15 protein-coding genes are annotated in these 16,749 nt (G+C 72.1%); 6 read left to right on the top strand and 9 right to left on the bottom strand.

Features of this window, described 5'->3' with window-relative positions; all coding sequences use genetic code 11:
• Positions 1–54 precede the first annotated feature (54 nt).
• From AAG742_RS01455 to AAG742_RS01445, 3 genes are read right to left on the bottom strand one after another with little or no spacing between them, the layout of a single operon-like run.
• A complete protein-coding gene (locus AAG742_RS01455) occupies positions 55–972 on the bottom strand; it encodes a cation diffusion facilitator family transporter (RefSeq protein WP_036317488.1) in 918 nt (305 codons plus the stop codon).
• A gap of 39 nt (positions 973–1,011) precedes the next feature.
• On the bottom strand, positions 1,012–1,758 hold the full coding sequence (locus AAG742_RS01450) for a cation transporter (RefSeq protein ID WP_069942017.1): 747 nt from the start codon (positions 1,756–1,758) through the stop codon (positions 1,012–1,014).
• Complete coding sequence (locus tag AAG742_RS01445; RefSeq protein ID WP_020628509.1) at positions 1,755–2,087, bottom strand: metalloregulator ArsR/SmtB family transcription factor; 333 nt, start codon at positions 2,085–2,087, stop codon at positions 1,755–1,757. The genes AAG742_RS01450 and AAG742_RS01445 overlap by 4 nt, the downstream gene beginning before the upstream one ends.
• A gap of 142 nt (positions 2,088–2,229) precedes the next feature.
• Here AAG742_RS01445 and AAG742_RS01440 point away from each other — a divergent pair.
• Positions 2,230–3,124 (top strand): IS5 family transposase gene (locus AAG742_RS01440; protein WP_343282201.1). Its coding sequence is split into 2 segments (ribosomal slippage): positions 2,230–2,586 and positions 2,588–3,124, totalling 894 coding nucleotides; the frame shifts between segments, so codons are not numbered across the junction.
• A 10-nt stretch (positions 3,125–3,134) separates the two neighbouring features.
• Here the strand turns inward: AAG742_RS01440 and AAG742_RS01435 are convergent.
• From AAG742_RS01435 to AAG742_RS01420, 4 genes are all read right to left on the bottom strand, one after another.
• Complete coding sequence (locus tag AAG742_RS01435) at positions 3,135–4,109, bottom strand: IS481 family transposase (protein ID WP_271438116.1); 975 nt, start codon at positions 4,107–4,109, stop codon at positions 3,135–3,137.
• Between the two features lie 225 nt (positions 4,110–4,334).
• Positions 4,335–6,077 (bottom strand): cytochrome b/b6 domain-containing protein, encoded by a 1,743-nt coding sequence (locus AAG742_RS01430; protein ID WP_298710433.1) that lies wholly within the window; start codon positions 6,075–6,077, stop codon positions 4,335–4,337.
• Positions 6,078–6,129: 52 nt separating this feature from the next.
• A complete protein-coding gene (locus tag AAG742_RS01425; RefSeq protein ID WP_298710435.1) occupies positions 6,130–7,140 on the bottom strand; it encodes an electron transfer flavoprotein subunit alpha/FixB family protein in 1,011 nt (336 codons plus the stop codon).
• A 23-nt stretch (positions 7,141–7,163) separates the two neighbouring features.
• Positions 7,164–7,946 carry an electron transfer flavoprotein subunit beta/FixA family protein gene (locus AAG742_RS01420; protein WP_248116555.1) on the bottom strand — a complete coding sequence of 261 codons (783 nt, stop codon included), beginning with the start codon at positions 7,944–7,946 and terminating at the stop codon, positions 7,164–7,166.
• Between the two features lie 124 nt (positions 7,947–8,070).
• Here AAG742_RS01420 and AAG742_RS01415 point away from each other — a divergent pair, with 124 nt between their 5' ends.
• The 3 genes from AAG742_RS01415 to AAG742_RS01405 all read left to right on the top strand — a co-directional run bounded on the left by AAG742_RS01415 (position 8,071) and on the right by AAG742_RS01405 (position 11,778).
• Positions 8,071–8,994 carry an NUDIX hydrolase gene (locus tag AAG742_RS01415; protein ID WP_298710437.1) on the top strand — a complete coding sequence of 308 codons (924 nt, stop codon included), beginning with the start codon at positions 8,071–8,073 and terminating at the stop codon, positions 8,992–8,994.
• Between the two features lie 144 nt (positions 8,995–9,138).
• The gene (locus AAG742_RS01410) at positions 9,139–10,560 is read left to right on the top strand and encodes an L-serine ammonia-lyase (protein WP_298710439.1); all 1,422 of its coding nucleotides are present in this window, start codon (positions 9,139–9,141) and stop codon (positions 10,558–10,560) included.
• Positions 10,561–10,641: 81 nt separating this feature from the next.
• Complete coding sequence (locus AAG742_RS01405) at positions 10,642–11,778, top strand: YihY/virulence factor BrkB family protein (RefSeq protein ID WP_248116549.1); 1,137 nt, start codon at positions 10,642–10,644, stop codon at positions 11,776–11,778.
• A gap of 110 nt (positions 11,779–11,888) precedes the next feature.
• On the opposite strand, the gene AAG742_RS01400 is transcribed toward AAG742_RS01405, so the two are convergent.
• Positions 11,889–13,352: a thermonuclease family protein gene (locus tag AAG742_RS01400; RefSeq protein WP_298710441.1), complete on the bottom strand. Its 1,464-nt coding sequence runs from the start codon at positions 13,350–13,352 to the stop codon at positions 11,889–11,891.
• 135 nt (positions 13,353–13,487) lie between these two features.
• Positions 13,488–14,405: a tryptophan-rich sensory protein gene (locus AAG742_RS01395; RefSeq protein ID WP_298710443.1), complete on the bottom strand. Its 918-nt coding sequence runs from the start codon at positions 14,403–14,405 to the stop codon at positions 13,488–13,490.
• A 144-nt stretch (positions 14,406–14,549) separates the two neighbouring features.
• On the opposite strand from AAG742_RS01395, the gene AAG742_RS01390 reads away from it, so the two are divergent.
• Positions 14,550–15,446: a haloacid dehalogenase gene (locus AAG742_RS01390; RefSeq protein WP_298710445.1), complete on the top strand. Its 897-nt coding sequence runs from the start codon at positions 14,550–14,552 to the stop codon at positions 15,444–15,446.
• Positions 15,447–15,532: 86 nt separating this feature from the next.
• A complete protein-coding gene (locus AAG742_RS01385) occupies positions 15,533–16,603 on the top strand; it encodes a 2-oxoglutarate and iron-dependent oxygenase domain-containing protein (protein ID WP_298710447.1) in 1,071 nt (356 codons plus the stop codon).
• The last annotated feature ends 146 nt before the right edge of the window (positions 16,604–16,749 follow it).

Raw genomic sequence — 16,749 nt, 5'->3', positions numbered from 1 at the left:
ACGGCACCGTGCCGTCGGGGTGGGAATGAGCTGGGGCTGGGATGCAGGGGTGGGTCAGGGGTGGAGGGTCTCAGTGTGGGGGTGGGTGGCCGGTTCGATTTGGAAGGTGGAGTGTTCGATGGGTACTTGGAAATCCTGGGCCACGCACCGTTGCAGGTCGGTCAGCACAGTGCCCAGGTGCGCGGCGGTCAGGCAGCCGTTGTGCACGGTGACGTGCGCGGAGAGCACGGGGGTGTCGGAGTCGATGCGTGAAGCGTGCAGGTCATGGACCTCCAGCACGTGCGGCAGCTCCGATAGCCGGATGCGGACCGCCTCCAGGTCCAAGCCCTTGGGGGTGGTCTCCATGAGTACGTCGATGGTGTCGCGAAGCAGGATCAGGGCTCTGGGCACGATCAGTGCGGCGATCAACAGGGACACCACCGCATCGGCGCGATTCCAGCCGGTGGTGGCGATCACGATCGCCGAAACGATCACTGCGACCGATCCCAGGGCGTCGTTGAGTACCTCCAGGAACGCGGCCTTCATGTTCAGGTTCTCACCTCGGGAAGAGGCCAGGATCGCCAGACCGATGAGGTTGCCAGCCAAACCGATCACCCCGAACCAGAGCATCGCGGTGGATTCGACCTCGGGGGGTTCGATGAGCCGGCGTACGCCCTCCACGGCTACGAAGCCGCCCACGGCCAGCAGCACCGCGGCCTGCGCGGCCGCGGCGATGATCTCGGCGCGCTTGTACCCCCAGGTGCGCTTGTCCGTGGCCGGGCGCAGCGCCAGGGTCGTGGCGGTCAGGGCGATCAGCAACCCGGCTGAGTCAGTAAACATGTGCCCGGCGTCGGCCAGCAGGGCCAGACTGCCCGAAGCCAGCGCGCCGATGACCTCGGCGACCATGATCGTCGCGGTGATGGAGAAGACCACGGCCAGCCGGCCCCGCCGGCCCGCCGCCGGAAGAGCATGGGAATGATCGTGTCCGCTCATACCAGGGTCTCTTCCACTCGATGAATCATCAGCTGAACGTCACCATCCTGTCCGGCGATACTGAAGGCACGCTGAATGCGCACAGCAGGCGCAATCCGCCCCGCAGCCATCGCCGTCCTTCTCGTTCTGGTCCCCGGCGATCAGCGCGGAGGCGGGGGTGCAGCAGGCATCCCCGCGCCAGGCCTCCACCCCTTCCTTGAGGGCGACGGCGGCGATCACCAGGGCCGCGACTGGGTCGGCCCAGGTCCAGCCCAGGGTGCTGTTGAGGACCAGGCCCACCAGCAGGACCGCCGAGAGGTAGGTGCAGATCAGGGTCTGTTTGGAGTCGGCCACCGCGGAGGCGGACCCGAGTTCGCGGCCAGTGCGCCGCTCGAACCAGGACACGAACGGCATGATGGCCAAGCTCACGGCGGCCAGCACGATCCCCACCGTGGAATGCTCCGGTTGCCCGGCCCCGAACAGGGTGCGCACGGCGTCGACGGTGATGAAGGCGGCCAAGCCGAAGAAGGAGAAGGCGATCAGGCGCAGCGCCACCTTCTCCCGGCGGTGCGGGTCCGGGGTGGCGAACTGCCAGGCCACCGCGGCGGCGGAGAGGACCTCCACGATGGAGTCCAAGCCGAAGCCGATCAACGCGGAGGACGAGGCCACGGTGCCGGCGGCCAGGGCGATGGCCGCCTCGATCACGTTGTAGGTGATGGTTCCGGCCACGATCCAGCGGATCCGGCGGTGCAGGACCGCACGGCGGTCGTCCGTGAGGGGCTTGGAGCTCAGCGTGAGGGTGCTCATGCGCAGGTGCATCCCGCAGCGGAGCAGCAATCCGGGTCGATGGTCAGCGTCAACTCCAGCAGCTCCCCAAGGGTCTGGCCCAGCCGGGGGTCGGCCAGGGCGTACCAGACGTTGCGGCCCTCGGCGGTAGTGGTCACCAGCCCGCAGCCGCGCAGGCAGGCCAACTGGTTGGACATCACCTGCTTGGACACCCCCAGCTCCCCGGCCAGCGCCGACGGGCGGGCCGGCCCATCACGCAGGGCCAGCAGGATCCGGGTCCGGGTGTCATCAGAGAGGGCATGGCCCAGTCGGGACAACGCCGAGACATGAGTGAGGGTCGTGGTGCTCATGCCTAGAACGGTACAGCATAACGTGTACCCTTGTCGGGGTGCCGCCCGGCAAGCGGCCGGCACCATGGCCCGATCCCAGGAGGTCCGCGCAACTAGGGCGTGTCTGAGAATAGATGCACGAGTCAGCTGAGACCCTGGGGACATGTCCCGGTTCCAGATGCTCTCTGACACCCAATGGGAGTTGATCGCCCCGATGCTCCCGACCCGGACCGGCCGCGCCGGCAGGCCGTTCGCCGACGCCCGCACCATGGTGGAGGCGATCATCTACCGGTACCGGTGCGGAATCGCTTGGAGGGATCTGCCCGAGGTCTACGGGCCCTGGCAGACCGTGTGGACCTGGCATCGGCGCTTGGCCGAAAAAGGCACCTGGGACACGGTGCTGGCCACGCTGACCGCCGCCGCTGACGCCGAAGGCCTGATCGATTGGTCGGTCTCGGTGGACTCCACGATCGCCCGCGCCCACCAGCACGCGACGAACATCACCCGCCACACAGGGGGATGGATCGAACTACAAGAATCCGCGTGAGGAGCCGGCCGATCACGGCATCGGGCGCTCCCGTGGCGGGCTGAGCACGAAGATCCATCAGCTCGTCGATGGGACCGGGCTGCCGCTGGTCAGCCTGATCACCCCCGGCCAGGCAGGGGACTCCCCGATGCTGCTTCCTCTTTTGGAGCAGCTGCGCGTGACCCGGCCAGTAGGGCGGCCCCGGACCCGCCCCGAGGCCGTGCTGGGCGACAAGGCGTACTCCTCCCGGGCGATCCGCACCCACCTACGCGCCCGTGGGATCAAAGCGGTCATCCCCGAACCAGCCGACCAGCAGGGCCACCGCAGACGGCGCGGTGCCCGCGGCGGGCGCCCCGTCGGCCTCGACGCGGACGCCTACAAGGGCCGCAACGTCATCGAGCGTCAGTACGCTCACCTGAAGCAGTGGCGGGGTCTGGCGACCCGGTATGACAAGTACGCGATCATCTACAGGGCCGCTGTGGTCCTGAATGCTGTGCTCGCGTGGTCGAAGGCATTGTCAGACACGCCCTAGGTGTACCCGGTCATGAGGTTGGTGGCACCCGGTTCATGGGCGGGTGTCCTCCGAGCGCGGCGTGACCCCGCTCAGTGTTGTAGTACTCCAACCACGGGGCAAGCGCGTCCTGTCGGTGAGCACTGGAGGTGAACACCTGCCGGTAGGCCCACTCGATCGCCAGCGTCCGGTTGAACCGCTCGACCTTGCCGTTCTGCCACGGGCAGTGCGGGCGGATGAACTTCTGCCTGGCCCCGAGCCCGGCCACCGCGGCCCGGAACGCTGCACTATGGCGATACGCGAACGCGTTGTCCGTGATGACACGCTCGATCCTCGTGATCCCCCGAGAGGCGAAGTACGCCGCGGCCCGCTGCAGGAATCCCGCGCACGTCTGCCCGGTCTCGTCGGCCAGGACCTCGGCGTAGGCCAGGCGGGAATGGTCATCGACCATCGCGTGCACGTAGTCGTATCCGATCTTGGGGCGCCGGCCTTTCTCAGCCTCGGTCGCCGCGCGTCCTCGTGCTCTCCAGCCCCCGCCCTCGGGGATCTTGCCCAGCTTCTTCACGTCCACGTGGACCAGTTCCCCGGGCCGGTCTCGTTCGTACCGGCGCGTGGTCGTCTTCGAAGAACGGATCACCTCCCCGGTGATCGGGTCGCATGCGGCCAGGCGGGGCACGTGATGACGACGCAGGATCCTGCCGATCGTGCGTGCTGGAACCCCGGTGAGCGGGGCAAGACGGTCCTGCCCGTACCGGTGCTCGGCGCGAGCGGCGAGCACCGCCTGCTCCGTGGCTGCAGAAGATCTCGTGGGGCTGGTGTGGGGGCGGGAGGAACGCGTGGCCAGGCCTGCATCGCCCTCGCACGCGTACCGGTCGATCCAGGTCTTCACGCATTTTCGTGAGACCCCCATCGCGGCGGCGATGTGGGCTTGAGCCCATCCGGCTTGGTGGCGTTGGACGATGAGTCGACGGCCGTGAACGGTCAGGCGGGCGCTACCGTGGGACATGAGAACCTCTGGGTTTGTGATGTGGGCCTTAGACAAGCCACATCCCACCCGGAGGTTCTCCTTTGTTCAAGCTCCCTCGTGCCACCAACGTCCTGACCGGGTACACCTAGGGTGCGGGGGCACCGCGACGGGCGACGTCGCTGTGTTCCGGATCACACTAAGGGGCAATAGTCGGACGTGCAACTATTTTCTTCGCCACGACCATCTGGTGGACCACACGACGACTCAGCGGCCCACGGTGCCGAACCGGGAGGCCACGGGGGCCGTGAAGGCGGGCTTCAGGAAGAACCACGCGGCGGCGGTGACCGCCACGCTCACGAGGAAGACCACGAGGCCCCACGCGTCGGTCGCCCCGCCGCGCGAGGTGTACATGTGGTTCAGGTTCGTCAGCAGGCCCGTGAAGGCCACGAGGAACACGTGCACCAGGATGAACGCCACGAAGAAGACCATCACCGGGAAGTGCACCTTGCGGGCCGCCTCCATGGGGAACGCCTTGTTCAGCCCCTTGGCCTCCGTGGGGAACCACGAGGACATGCGCCAGCCCGTGAGGGCGGCGAGCGGGGCAGCCACGAACACCACCAGCGCGTAGGAGAGCATCTGCAGCGCGTTGTAGTGCACCCAGCCGTTCTCCGTGGGCCAGTCCAGGGACAGGTACTGAATGCCGGCGGACAGGGCGTGCTGGAACACGTGCGGGTCCGTGGGCACGATCCGCGCCCAGTGGCCGGTGACGATCAGCAGCACCACGAAGATCGCGCCGTTGAGCAGCCACAGCGCGTCGAGTGCCTGGTGCATCCAGATGGTGAGCGAGAACTTCTTCGGGGTGTTGCCCCGTGCGGAGAACAGGCCGTCCTTCGTCGGCGTGAAGTTGGCCGGAGGCCGCGTCTCGTGGCGGATCTGCAGGCCCGTCCGGATGATCAGCACCATCAGGAACATGTTCAGGAAGTGCTGCCAGCCCATCCACCAGGGCATCCCCTCGGGGGTGCCCTCGGGCAGCACGGGGTGCCCGTCGTAGGCGGCGATGAAGTCCGCCACCGGGTCCAGGCTCCGCAGCCAGCGCCCGGCCAGGACCGCGAGCAGCGCCAGCACCACGACGCCGGCCACCGCCGGCAGCGCCTTGCGCAGACGGGACGGGGCGGCAGCGTCAGCGGCGCGGGCGGGCGTGCCGGGGGCGGCACCGGGGGCGGCCCGGGGCGGCTGCGCGGCGGAGGCCGGCGGGGCCGAACGGGTGTCCGGCGCGGTGGGGGTTGGCTCCGCGGCCGGCGCCGCGGCCACGGGGGCGGCGAGGGCCGGTTCCGCATCGGCCGGCTCGGCGACGACCGGCCGGGCCGGCGCCGCGGCGGCGGGCTCGGCGGTGGCCGGCTCCGGTGGGACGACCTCCTGCGCCACCGTCTCCGGCGCGGTGGGGGCGCCCACGGCGGCCAGCTCGGTGAACCACTCCCCCTCCCGGGCGAACGGCACGTACCCGGCCATGCGCCGCCGCTCTGCGAGTGGCACGAGGTCGGACTCCACGGGCGTGCCAGCCCCGGCGGCGGCCGACGCACCGGACGAGGAGGCGGCGACGGCGGCCGCCACGTCCGGCACGACGGGCTCGGTCACCACGGGTGCGGGGGCCTGCGTCGGAGACGCCGAGGCGGCGATCGGCTCGGGGGCGGCAGGCCGCGCCGAAGCCGCGGCCGGGGTCGAGCCGGCGGCCGGGGCGGGGGCCCCGCCGAGCCACTCGGCCTCGCGGGCGAACGGGACGTATCCGGCCATGCGGCGTCGCGTGGACAGGGGGGTCAGAGCCGACGCCGGTGCGGTCGGCGCCACCGGGGCGGCGGCCGCGGCCACCGGTGCGGTCGGCGCCACCGGTGCGGCGGGCGCCACCACCGGGGCCGGGGCCGCCGTCGTGGTGTCCTGCGCCAGGGCGGGGGCGGGCTCGGTCGGGGCGCCCTTCAGGGGGACGTATCCGGCCATTCGCTGCTTGGGCATGCTTCTCCTCGTCCGAGGGGCGCGGTCCGAGGCGGACCGCGCCCGCACCGGTTCAGCCGCGGCGGGTGCGCAGCTGCTCGATGACCTGCGGGACCACCTGGAAGATGTCCCCGACCACACCGAAGTCGGCGTGCTCGAAGATCTCGGCGTCCTCGTTCTTGTCGATCGCCACGATGGTCTTGGCGGTCTTCATGCCGGCCAGGTGCTGGATGGCTCCGGAGATGCCCAGGGCGATGTACAGGTTCGGGGACACGATCACGCCGGTCTGACCCACCTGGCGGTCGGCCGCGGTGTAGCCGGAGTCCACGGCGGCGCGTGAGGCGCCCACGGCGGCGCCGAGCTCGTCGGCGAGCTGCTCGATGATCGCGAAGCCCTCCTCGGATCCCACACCGCGGCCGCCGGCAACGACGGTCTTCGCACCGCGCAGGGGCGGGCGGGCGGAGTTCTGCGTCCGGGCGCTCACCTCGAGCACCCGGGCGCCGGCGGTCACCGGGCCCAGCTCGGCGGCGGCCAGCTCCACGACCTCGGGCGCCTCGACGGCCGGGGCCCGGTCCGCGACGGCGCCGGGGCGCATGGTGATGATCCGGGGGCCGCCCTCGCCGGTGGACTCGCTGAGGTAGTCGCCGCCGAACACGGAGTGGCGGGCGATGACCTCATCGTCGGCCCACCGCAGCCCCACGGCGTCCGCGCACACGGGGCCGCGGGCCCGAACGGACAGACGGCCGGCCACCGCGCGGGACTCCGGGCTGCCGGAGAGCAGCACGGCCACGGGCGCGGTGCGGGCGGTCACGGCCGTCAGGGCCTGCACGGCCGCGTCACCCAGGGTGGTGGCGGCGTCGTCGGCCACAAGGACGTGGACGCGTGTGGCGCCGTACTCCCCCAGACGGGCGACGGCGGCGTCCCTGCCCTCCGCGCCGGTCACGAGGACGGCCTCGGGCACGCCCACGGTGGCGGCGGCGCCGAGCAGCTCGGCCACGACCGGGCGGAGCGCGCCGTCCGCGCCGATCTCGGCGTGCACCAGCACGGTCTGACCGCTGTTCGCGGCATCGGTCTGCGTCGTCATCTCGGTCTCCTCCACGTTCGCGCTCACACGAGCCCCCGACCCGCGAGGAACTCCACCAGCCGCTCGGCGGCGGTGCCGTCGTCGGTGATCTTCTCGCCCGCGGCACGCTCGGGGCGCGTGTCCGCCGAGACCATCACGGAGCGGTAGGCGGCCTGGGCCGGGCCCGCGGCGATGCCGAGGTCGGCCAGGGACAGCACGGTGAGCGGCTTCTTCTTGGCCGCCATGATGTTCTTGAAGTTCGGGAACCGTGGCTCCGCGGTCTTCTCCGTCAGGCTCGCCACGGCGGGCAGGGCGACGGCGGCGCGCACGTCCGCGTCCGAGGTCGCCACGGTGCCGGTCAGCTCGCCGTCGACCAACTCGGGGGCCTCAGCATGCGGCAGGTAGGGCCGGTCCAGGAGCTCGGCGACCATGGCCGGCACCACGCCGGTGCCGCCGTCCGTGGACAGCGTGCCGGCGAGCACGAGGTCGGCGCCTTCCTTCTCGACGGCCGCGGCGATCACGCGGGCCGTCTCCACGGCGTCCGAGCCGACGAGGGCGTCGTCGGTGATCTGCACGGCGGAGTCCGCCCCCATGGCCAGCATCTTGCGCAGCGTCTTCGAGGAGTCCTCGGGGCCCACCGTCAAGGCCACGATCTCGACGTCAGCTCCGGCGTCCCGCCAGCCCAGGGCGACCTCCATGACGCGCTCGCTGATCTCGTCCGGCACGGGCTCGGCCGCGCCGTCGCGCACCACCCAACCAGTCTCCAGGCTCAGCTCACGCTCCTGCCACGTGTCCGGCACCTGCTTGACCAGCACCACGATCTTCACGGGTGACTCCTCCTCGAATCTCCGCTCGGGGCCGCGTGACGCCGAGCGGGATGAGGCCCTGCTCGTGGCGCGCACGGCATGCAGGGCTCACGCTACACAACCCCGGTTGACTAGTGTGACGGTGGTGACAGCCTCCCACCCGCCCCGCACCCCCCACGAGGGCACTCCGCCCCTCGATGCGCCCGCCCGCCCGGCGTCCTCCCTCCTCCTGGTGCGCCCGGGCGAGGAGGGCGGCCTCGAGGTGTTCGCCCTCCAGCGCGCCGCCACCATGGCCTTCAGCGCGCACGCCACGGCCTTCCCCGGCGGACGGGTGGACCCGGCCGACGAGCTGCCGCCCGCCCTGTGGGACGGGGTCGACCTCGCGGGGTGGGCGGACAGGCTCGGCCTGCCCGGGGAGCCGGAGGGCGCGCGGAGCACCCTCTGGGACCTCGCCCCGGAGCGCGCCGCCGGGCGCCTGCTGGCCGCCGTCGTGCGGGAGACCTTCGAGGAGGTGGGCGTGCTCCTGGCCCGGGACGCGGCCACCGGCGTCCCGGTGGACGCGCAGCGCGTGGCCGCGCTCCCTGCTGAGCTGCGCGCGCAGGTGGAGCGCCACGAGGTGGACTTCGGCGCGTTCCTGGCGCACGAGGGCCTCGCCCCCGACGTCGGGGCGCTCGTCCCGTGGTCGCGCTGGATCACGCCGCCCGGCGGCGCGCGGCGCTACGACACCTTCTTCTTCGTGGTCCGCCTGCCCGCGGGCCAGTCCCCCGAGCGGGTCTCGACCGAGGCCGCCCATCACTGCTGGGCCACCCCCGCGGCGCTGCTCGAGCGCTTCCGGGCGGGAGCGGTGAACCTCATGGCCCCGACGTGGTGGCAGCTGCGCGCCCTCGCCGACGCCGAGGGGTGCGAGGACGTGGTGCCCCTGAGCCGGAGCCTCGAGCCGCTGCGGGCCGTCATGCTGAGGGCGAACGCCCCCCGCCCCGACTTCACGGGCGCCGCCGACTACCTGCGCGACCTGGCCGCCTTCCGGGCCGCCGCCACCGTGGAGGAGAGCCCCGACAACGTGCTCTGAGGCCCGGTCTGCCCCTACGCTGGACGGCACAGGAGGGTCGACCACGGCGCCCGTCCTCCGGTGAGCCCGGACCGACGCGCCGGACGCCTCCCGCGGAGCGCCCCACATCCCGGGCCCCGTCCCGGCAACCAAGGAGTCCCCGGCATGTCGCTGAGCGTCCTCGACCTGTTCTCGATCGGCATCGGCCCGTCGTCGTCCCACACCGTGGGTCCCATGCGCGCCGCGCGCCGCTTCACCTCCAGCCTGCAGCAGAACAACGTGCTCGACTCCACCCACCGCATGAAGGCGGAGCTGTACGGCTCCCTCGCCGCCACGGGCATCGGCCACGGCTCCGACACCGCCGTCCTCCTGGGCCTCGCGGGCCAGGACCCGGAGACCATCGACCCCGACGCCTGCGTGGGGCTCGTCAAGGACATCGTGGACAGCAGCCGCATGCCGCTCGACGGCCGCCGGGAGATCCACTTCGACCGCAGGAAGGACATGGTCCTGCACATGCGGCAGAACCTGCCCGGCCACCCCAACGGCATGCGCCTGACCGCCTTCGACGAGGCCGGCGAGGAGCTGCACACGCGCGACTACTACTCCGTGGGCGGCGGATTCGTGGTCACCTCGGACGAGCTCGAGGCCGAGCTGGACGAGGCCCGGGACGTGAACCGCAAGGACGAGGCCACCGAGGGCGCTGAGCCCTACCCGTTCTCCTCGGGCGCCGAGCTGGTGGCCCACTGCCGCGCCAACGGCATCTCGATCGCCGAGCTGATGCTGGCCAACGAGGCGGTCAAGCACGACCTCGGGGAGCTGCGCGGCAAGCTCCTGGCCATCTGGGCCGTCATGGAGGAGTGCGTCGAGAACGGCACCACCCGCACCGAGCCGATCCTGCCCGGCGGGCTGAAGGTCCGCCGTCGCGCCCCCGCCCTGCGCGCGCACCTCGAGGCCCAGACCGGGGAGAAGGACCCGATGTGGGCCATGGAGTGGGTGAACCTCTTCGCCCTGGCGGTGAACGAGGAGAACGCCTCCGGCGGACGCATCGTCACGGCCCCCACCAACGGCGCCGCCGGCATCATCCCCGCGGTGATGCACTACTTCAAGCGGTTCGAGATGCCGGAGGACGCCACGGACGCCGAGCGCGAGGACAAGGTGGTGGACTTCCTCCTCACCGCCGCGGCCATCGGCATCCTGTACAAGCGCAACGCGTCCATCTCCGGCGCCGAGGTCGGCTGTCAGGGCGAGGTCGGCTCGGCCTGCTCCATGGCGGCCGGCGCGCTGTGCGCGGTGCTCGGCGGCACCCCCGAGCAGGTGGAGAACGCGGCGGAGATCGGAATCGAGCACAACCTCGGCCTGACCTGCGACCCCGTGGGCGGCCTCGTCCAGGTGCCCTGCATCGAGCGCAACGCCATCGCGTCCGTGAAGGCCATCAACGCCGCCCGCCTCGCCCTCCTCGGCGACGGCACGCACCGCGTGAGCCTGGACCAGGCGATCAAGACGATGCGTGACACCGGTGCGGACATGAAGTCCAAGTACAAGGAGACCTCGCGCGGCGGGCTCGCCGTCAACGTCCCCGAGTGCTGACGGGTCCCCGGCCCGGGCTCTGACGGCCCGGGTCGGCTACTGTGGGCGCGACCCCTGACCTGTCATGCGGAAGGACCCACCGTGGCCATTCACCCCGTCGACGCGACCCTCGAGGGCGCGAGGATCGACCCGGAGGAGCGCACGGAGCGCCTGAAGGACGTCAAGCTGGACGGCAAGGGCTGGAAGTACGCCCTCACCCGTGCCCTCAAGGAGTTCGGCAACGACGGCGGCACAGACCTCGCCGCGAAGCTCACCTACTTCATGGTGCTCTCGCTGGCCCCGTCCCTGCTCGCGATCTTCTCCATCCTCAGCCTCGTCCTCTCCAACAACCGCCAGTCCGTGGACGACCTGATCAACCAGATCGCCGGCGCGGTGCCCGTCGAGTACGAGCCCATGGTGACGGACATGATCACCACCATGAGCAACCAGGCGACCGGCGGCATCATCGCCCTGGTGATCGGCATCCTGACCGCCCTGTGGTCCGCCTCCGCGTACGTGAAGGCGTTCAACCGCAGCATGAACCAGGTCTACAACTACGAGGAGGGGCGCGGCTTCGTCAAGCTGACCCTCACCAACCTCCTCACCACGCTCATCCTGATCGTGGGCATCGTGCTCGTGCTGATCTCCCTGGCCCTCAACAAGTCGCTCGTCGAGGGCTTCCTCGCCCCGATCGCCCAGCCGCTCGGCCTGGGCGGCGTGGTGGACTTCCTGCTCGACACCTTCCTGCCGATCTGGGCCTGGGTGAAGTGGCCCGTGGTCATCGTGCTGCTGCTCCTGCTCATCGCGACCCTGTACTACACCACCCCGAACGTGAAGAAGCCGAGCTTCCACATGTTCGGCCCGGGCAACGTCTTCGCGCTCGTCGGCTTGGCCCTCGCCGCCGTCGCGCTGTCCGTGTACCTCACGCAGTTCGCCGGCTACAGCGCCTACGGCGCGATCGGCGGCATCATGGCCCTGCTCTTCGCGCTGTGGATCTTCAACATCGTGCTGCTGCTCGGCGCGGAGATCGACACCGAGGTGGAGCGCGCCAAGCAGCTGACCGCCGGCATGCCCGCCGAGAAGGCCGTGCGCCTGCCCCCCAAGGACACCGACGCCCTGGTGAAGAAGGTGGAGAAGCAGGAGGAGCTGGAGGAGAAGGGCTACGAGCTGCGGGCCGCCCACGAGGACGCCCCGGACACCTCTGACGGCGGCTCCGGCCCCCGCCACGCCACGTCCTGAGCCTCACGTCCCCGGCACGACGAACGGGCGCCCACCTCATCGAGGTGGGCGCCCGTTCGTCTCCTCGCGGCCGAGGCCGGGGGGCCTCCTCTGCGAGGAGGCTCACGGCCTCAGCGCTGGGAGGCGATGAAGCCGGCCGCCGCTGCGGCCGAGGTCGACACGTAGCAGTTCTTCGCGCTCGTCTGGTCGTAGTGCTCTCCGCCGGGCACGTGGTACTTGCCCGAGCTGCTCACCTTGACCGGGTAGCCGTCCGGGCAGACGCCGCCGCTGCCGGCCACCGGACCGCCGGCGCCCGCTGCGGAGCCCGACGACCCCGACCCCGACCCCGATCCCGAGCCGCCTGAACCGCCTGAACCGCCTGAACCCGAGGACCCCTCCTCGTCGCAGTAGACGAAGGTCTCGCCGCCCGGGGCGTAGCAGCGGTTCGGCGCTTTGCTGGACGTCCCGCCGGAGGGCCGGCCGGAGGACGAGGACCCCGAGCTGGATCCGCCGGACGTGCCCGCGACGTTCCGGGGCGCGGTCTCGGCCGCCTTCTCCTCTGCGGCGCGACGCGCGGCAGCGGCCCTCTCCTCGGCCTCGGCCTCAGCAGCCCGGGCCGACGCTGCGGCCGCCTCGCGCTTCCGGGCAGCCTCCCGCTGCTCGGCCTCGCGCTGCTGTGCCGCCCGCTGCTCGGCTGCCCGCTCCTCCTCGGCCCGCTGCTCGGCGGCACGGCCCTCCGCGGCACGCTGACCCTCGGCCCGCTGCTCCGGAGCCGCGCTCGCCGTCGGCGCCTCGTCCCGGCCGGCGCCCTCCCCAGCGCTCGACGTGCCGGTGGAGACGAGGTGCTTCACACGGGAGAGCACGTCCGGGTAGAGGGCGCTCATCCAGGCCTGCTCACCGGACGCGGCGCCCACGTACGCCAGTGCGAGCTCCTCGAGCACGCCCTCCGCGGGCTCCGCTCCCGCCGGTGCCTGCTCGGCCATGACCGGCAGGGAGCAGTCCAGGCCCGGCTGGTTCAGCCCGGCGCCGTCCTCCTCCGCCTCGTTCCAGGCGGCGAGCACCTCGTCGTAGAAGCGACGGTTCGGCTCGAACACCACGGGCACGCCCAGGCCGGCTCGCGCGATCTCCGCGTTCACGAGCGTGGCGCCCTCGAACACGCCGGCCAGCGTGCGGTGGAACCTGTCGTAGCGCTCCTCGTCGTACTGGAGGGTGACGTGGTCCCCCTCCTCCAGGAGGGACTCGAGGAGCGCGGCGGCCTCCGGGCCCCTGCACTGCACCGCCTTGCTCGGGTGCTTCGTCTCGGGGGTGTCGATGTTCAGGAGGCGGACCCGGGTGACGGCGGCCTCGCCGTCCTTGCGCACGTCGACGGTGTCGCCGTCGACCACCCGGACGACCACCGCCGCGTCGCCCTCCACGGCATCGGAGGGCGCGGTGGAGGGCGACACCTCCGCCGCGGGATGGACGGCGGCGCCGCTGGTGCCCGCGGCGGACGGCGGACCGCTCGCGGGCGACGGATCGGAGGCGGTGCAGCCGACGAGGGCGAGGGCTGCGGAGGCGGCGGCGAGTCCGGTGCGCAGAGGACGGAGAGGGGTCACGGGGGCTCCTGACGGTGGTGGGGACGGGCGAGGGCCCCGCCGTGCGGCGGGGCCCTCCGTCGGAGTCATCCTCCCACGGTCATTGCACCGGATTCTCGTGTGGCACGCCCCTGCCGTCTCCGGTCGGGTCCAGAGTCAGCGGCGGCCATCGATCGGGTCGTCGCCGCCGTCGATGGCGTCGAGGACGAGGTCGCGCGCCTCACCCGTCGCGGACACGTGGGACAGCAGGAGGGAGGCGACCCACCCGAGCAGGACGATCACGGCCGCGCCCCACGCCGTCACCGCCACCGCGCCGGAGAACAGGCCGGCGCCGTCCGAGCGGCCCACGCCCACCCACAGGAGCCCCCAGGCGAGGGCGAGCGCCGGGGTCAGCCGGCCGCCGTCGTACACGGCGGTGAAGAGGCCCACGATCGCGGCGACCACGATCAGGGTCTGCGCCCACGTGGTGGGCATGAGCCCCGCGGCCCAGCCGGCGGAGGTGAGCCACGCCGCGAGGCTCGCGACGAGGAGGAACGTGGCCCAGCCGAGGTGCAGCCCCTGCACGCCGTCCACGAGGACGCGCTCGGCCACGGTGCGGGGATGGCCCGACTCCAGGAGCGTGAGGACCCGGAACAGCACGGCCACGAGGAGCAGCGCGACGACGACGCTCACCAGGAGCCAGGCGGCGTGGATCGTCCAGATCCACGCGGCGCCGAGCACGGCGCTCGCCATGATCCACGGGCGCAGGCGGTCGTGGCGCACGGTCTGCGCGGCGGGCAGGAACTGCCACAGCGCAGAGGCGAGCAGCCCCAGTCCCACCAGGGCCCACAGCCACAGGGCGGGGCGGGACGGGGAGAGCCAGGAGCCGTCGTCGGTGAACCAGCCGCCGGTCGCGTCGCGGAGGAACGCCCCGGAGCCGAGGAAGGCGGCCACGAGGGAGGCGAGGACGACCAGCAGCATGACCGCCTGACGGCCGCGGGAGGTCCGGCCCAGGTCGACGCTCCGGTCGGCGCGGGCGGTGGCCGCGTGGGCGGAGTGCGGGGCGGGGGGCTGGCCGGGGGCGGCGGTGCTCATGGTCTCTCCCAGGTCGGGGTCGGATGGCGCCCGCGCATGCGGATGCCGTTCGTGGTCAGCGTAGCCAACCCGGAGCGGCCTCCGTCAGGTGCCTCTCCCACGCCGTCTGGCCTCCCACCCCCGCGCCCCGCCTAGGCTGGGGGCATGAGCGCCCCCTCCCCCCTCGGACTCCTGCTGGACGTGGACGGTCCCCTGGCCTCCACCGAGACCCGCACCGTGCCGGAGGGGATCATCACCACCCTCGCACGGCTCGCCCAGCGGCGCGTGCCGATCGGCTTCAACACGGGCCGCTCCGCCGACTTCCTCCTGCACAGCGTGATCGCCCCGCTGCGGGCGGCGGGGCTTCCCGACGACGCGCCGTTCTACGCCGTCTGCGAGAAGGGCGCCGTGTGGTTCCCCTTCTCCGCCGTCCCCGAGCGCGAGCTGCCCGAGGTGAGCGTCGACGCCCCCGTCCCGAACTGGGTCCGCACCGATCCGGACATGGCGATCGACCCCGAGCTGCGCGAGGCGATGTGGGCCGTGAACGAGGAGCGGGACGAGGACGTCATGTTCGCCGACCGGACGAAGCTGGTCATGGTCTCCCTCGAGGAGGAGGTGGGCGCGGACGACGCCGAGTTCACCCGGGTGCGCGACGAGGTCGTCGAGGCGATCGAGGACCTGCTGGAGAGGCGGGGCCTCGCCGAGGAGTTCGAGGTGGACCCCACCATCATCTCGATCGACGTGGAGCACGCCTCCTCCGGCAAGGACCTCGGCGTCGAGCGGTGCCTGGGCTTGATGGCCGACGACGGCGTCGCCGTCCCCGAGCGCTGGATCACCGCGGGCGACTCCCGCTCCGACTACGCCATGGCGGACGCCCTGCACGCCATGGGCGCGCGCGTGGAGCACATGGACGTCCGCCCGGAGGACGGGATCCCGGAGAAGGCGTACGGCGTCCTCACCGCCGCCGACCTCGCGGAGCGCGGCGTCGGCCAGGCGGAGGACGTGCACGAGCGCGCCGGCGAGTCCCTCCTGCGGTGGGCGGAGCGGGACCTCCTCGGCTGAGCGGGTCCGCGTCACGGGGCGTCACCGGCGTCAACACGGCGACACCGGAAGTGGCGGCCGGCCGGCGTCGAGAGTGCACTGGGCCCATGACCGCGCACGCAACCGACACCCCCTCCCCCGCCGATGCGCGGGGCACCGCCCCGCTCGAGGTTCCCGTCCTCGACCTGTCGACCATGCGTCGGCCCGACGGCTCCTTCGACCCCGCGTTCCTGGAGCGCCTGCGCTTCGCGGCGCACAACGTGGGCTTCTTCCAGATCGTGGGCTACGGCGCGGAGCCCGGCCAGGTGGACGCGCTGTTCCGCGTGACCGCCGAGTTCTTCGCCCGCCCCGAGGCGGAGAAGCTGGCGCAGCACAACCAGGAGTCCCCGCACTACCGGGGCTACTCGGCGATCGCCGCCGAGCGGACGCAGGGCCGCCCCGACTCCCGCGAGCAGCTGGACTTCTCCGCGGACCGCGAGCCGGTCCCGGCCGAGCGGATCGGTGAGGGGGAGGAGTTCTGGCACCTGCAGGGCCGCAACCAGTGGCCCGCCGGCATGCCCGAGCTCGAGCGCACCGCCATGGCGTGGACGGCGCTGATGGACCGCGTGGGCGAGGACCTCCTCAAGGCGCTCTGCGTGGCCATCGGCCTGGACGAGGACCACTTCTCCGCGGCGTTCGACGGCGACCGCGCGTGGATGGCCAAGCTGGCGCACTACGTCGGCGGCGTGGCCGAGGCCGGGACGCAGGGGGTGGGGCTGCACGCCGACTACGGGTTCATCACCCTCCTGCTGCAGGACGAGGTCGGCGGCCTCGAGGTGCGCCCCTACGGCCAGGACGCGTGGCTGCCGGTGGAGCCGATCCCGGGCGCGCTCGTGGTGAACCTCGGCGAGATGCTCGAGGTGGCCACGGACGGCTACCTCATGGCCACGATCCACCGCGTGCAGTCCCCGCCGCCGGGCGTGGACCGCTACTCCGTGCCGTTCTTCTACTCCCCCCGCCTGGACGCGGTGATCGAGAAGGTGGAGCTCCCGGCCGAGCTGGCCGCGGACGCCCGCGGGGTCTCCGACGACCCGACCAACCCGATGCTCGCCTCCTTCGGCTCCAACATGCTCAAGGGCTTCGCGCGCGCCCATCCGCGGGTGACCGAGCGGTTCCACCCGGGGCTGCTGAACCGCTGAGCCACCCCGCGGGAGCGGAGGTGTGAGCAGGAGGACATGGCCCGAGTGGACCCCGGGCCCTGTCCTTCCGCACGGCTCCGTCCTAGCGTGGACCGGGAAGCGGCGCATCCCCTCCCGAGCGGGGCGCCTCCCCCGACCCAGAGAGG

The organism is Micrococcus sp. 2A (assembly GCF_039519235.1).
In the GTDB taxonomy this organism is placed as follows: domain Bacteria; phylum Actinomycetota; class Actinomycetes; order Actinomycetales; family Micrococcaceae; genus Micrococcus.
The sequence above is the reverse complement of the archived record's forward strand: the minus strand, read 5'-3'. Positions and strand labels throughout refer to the sequence as shown.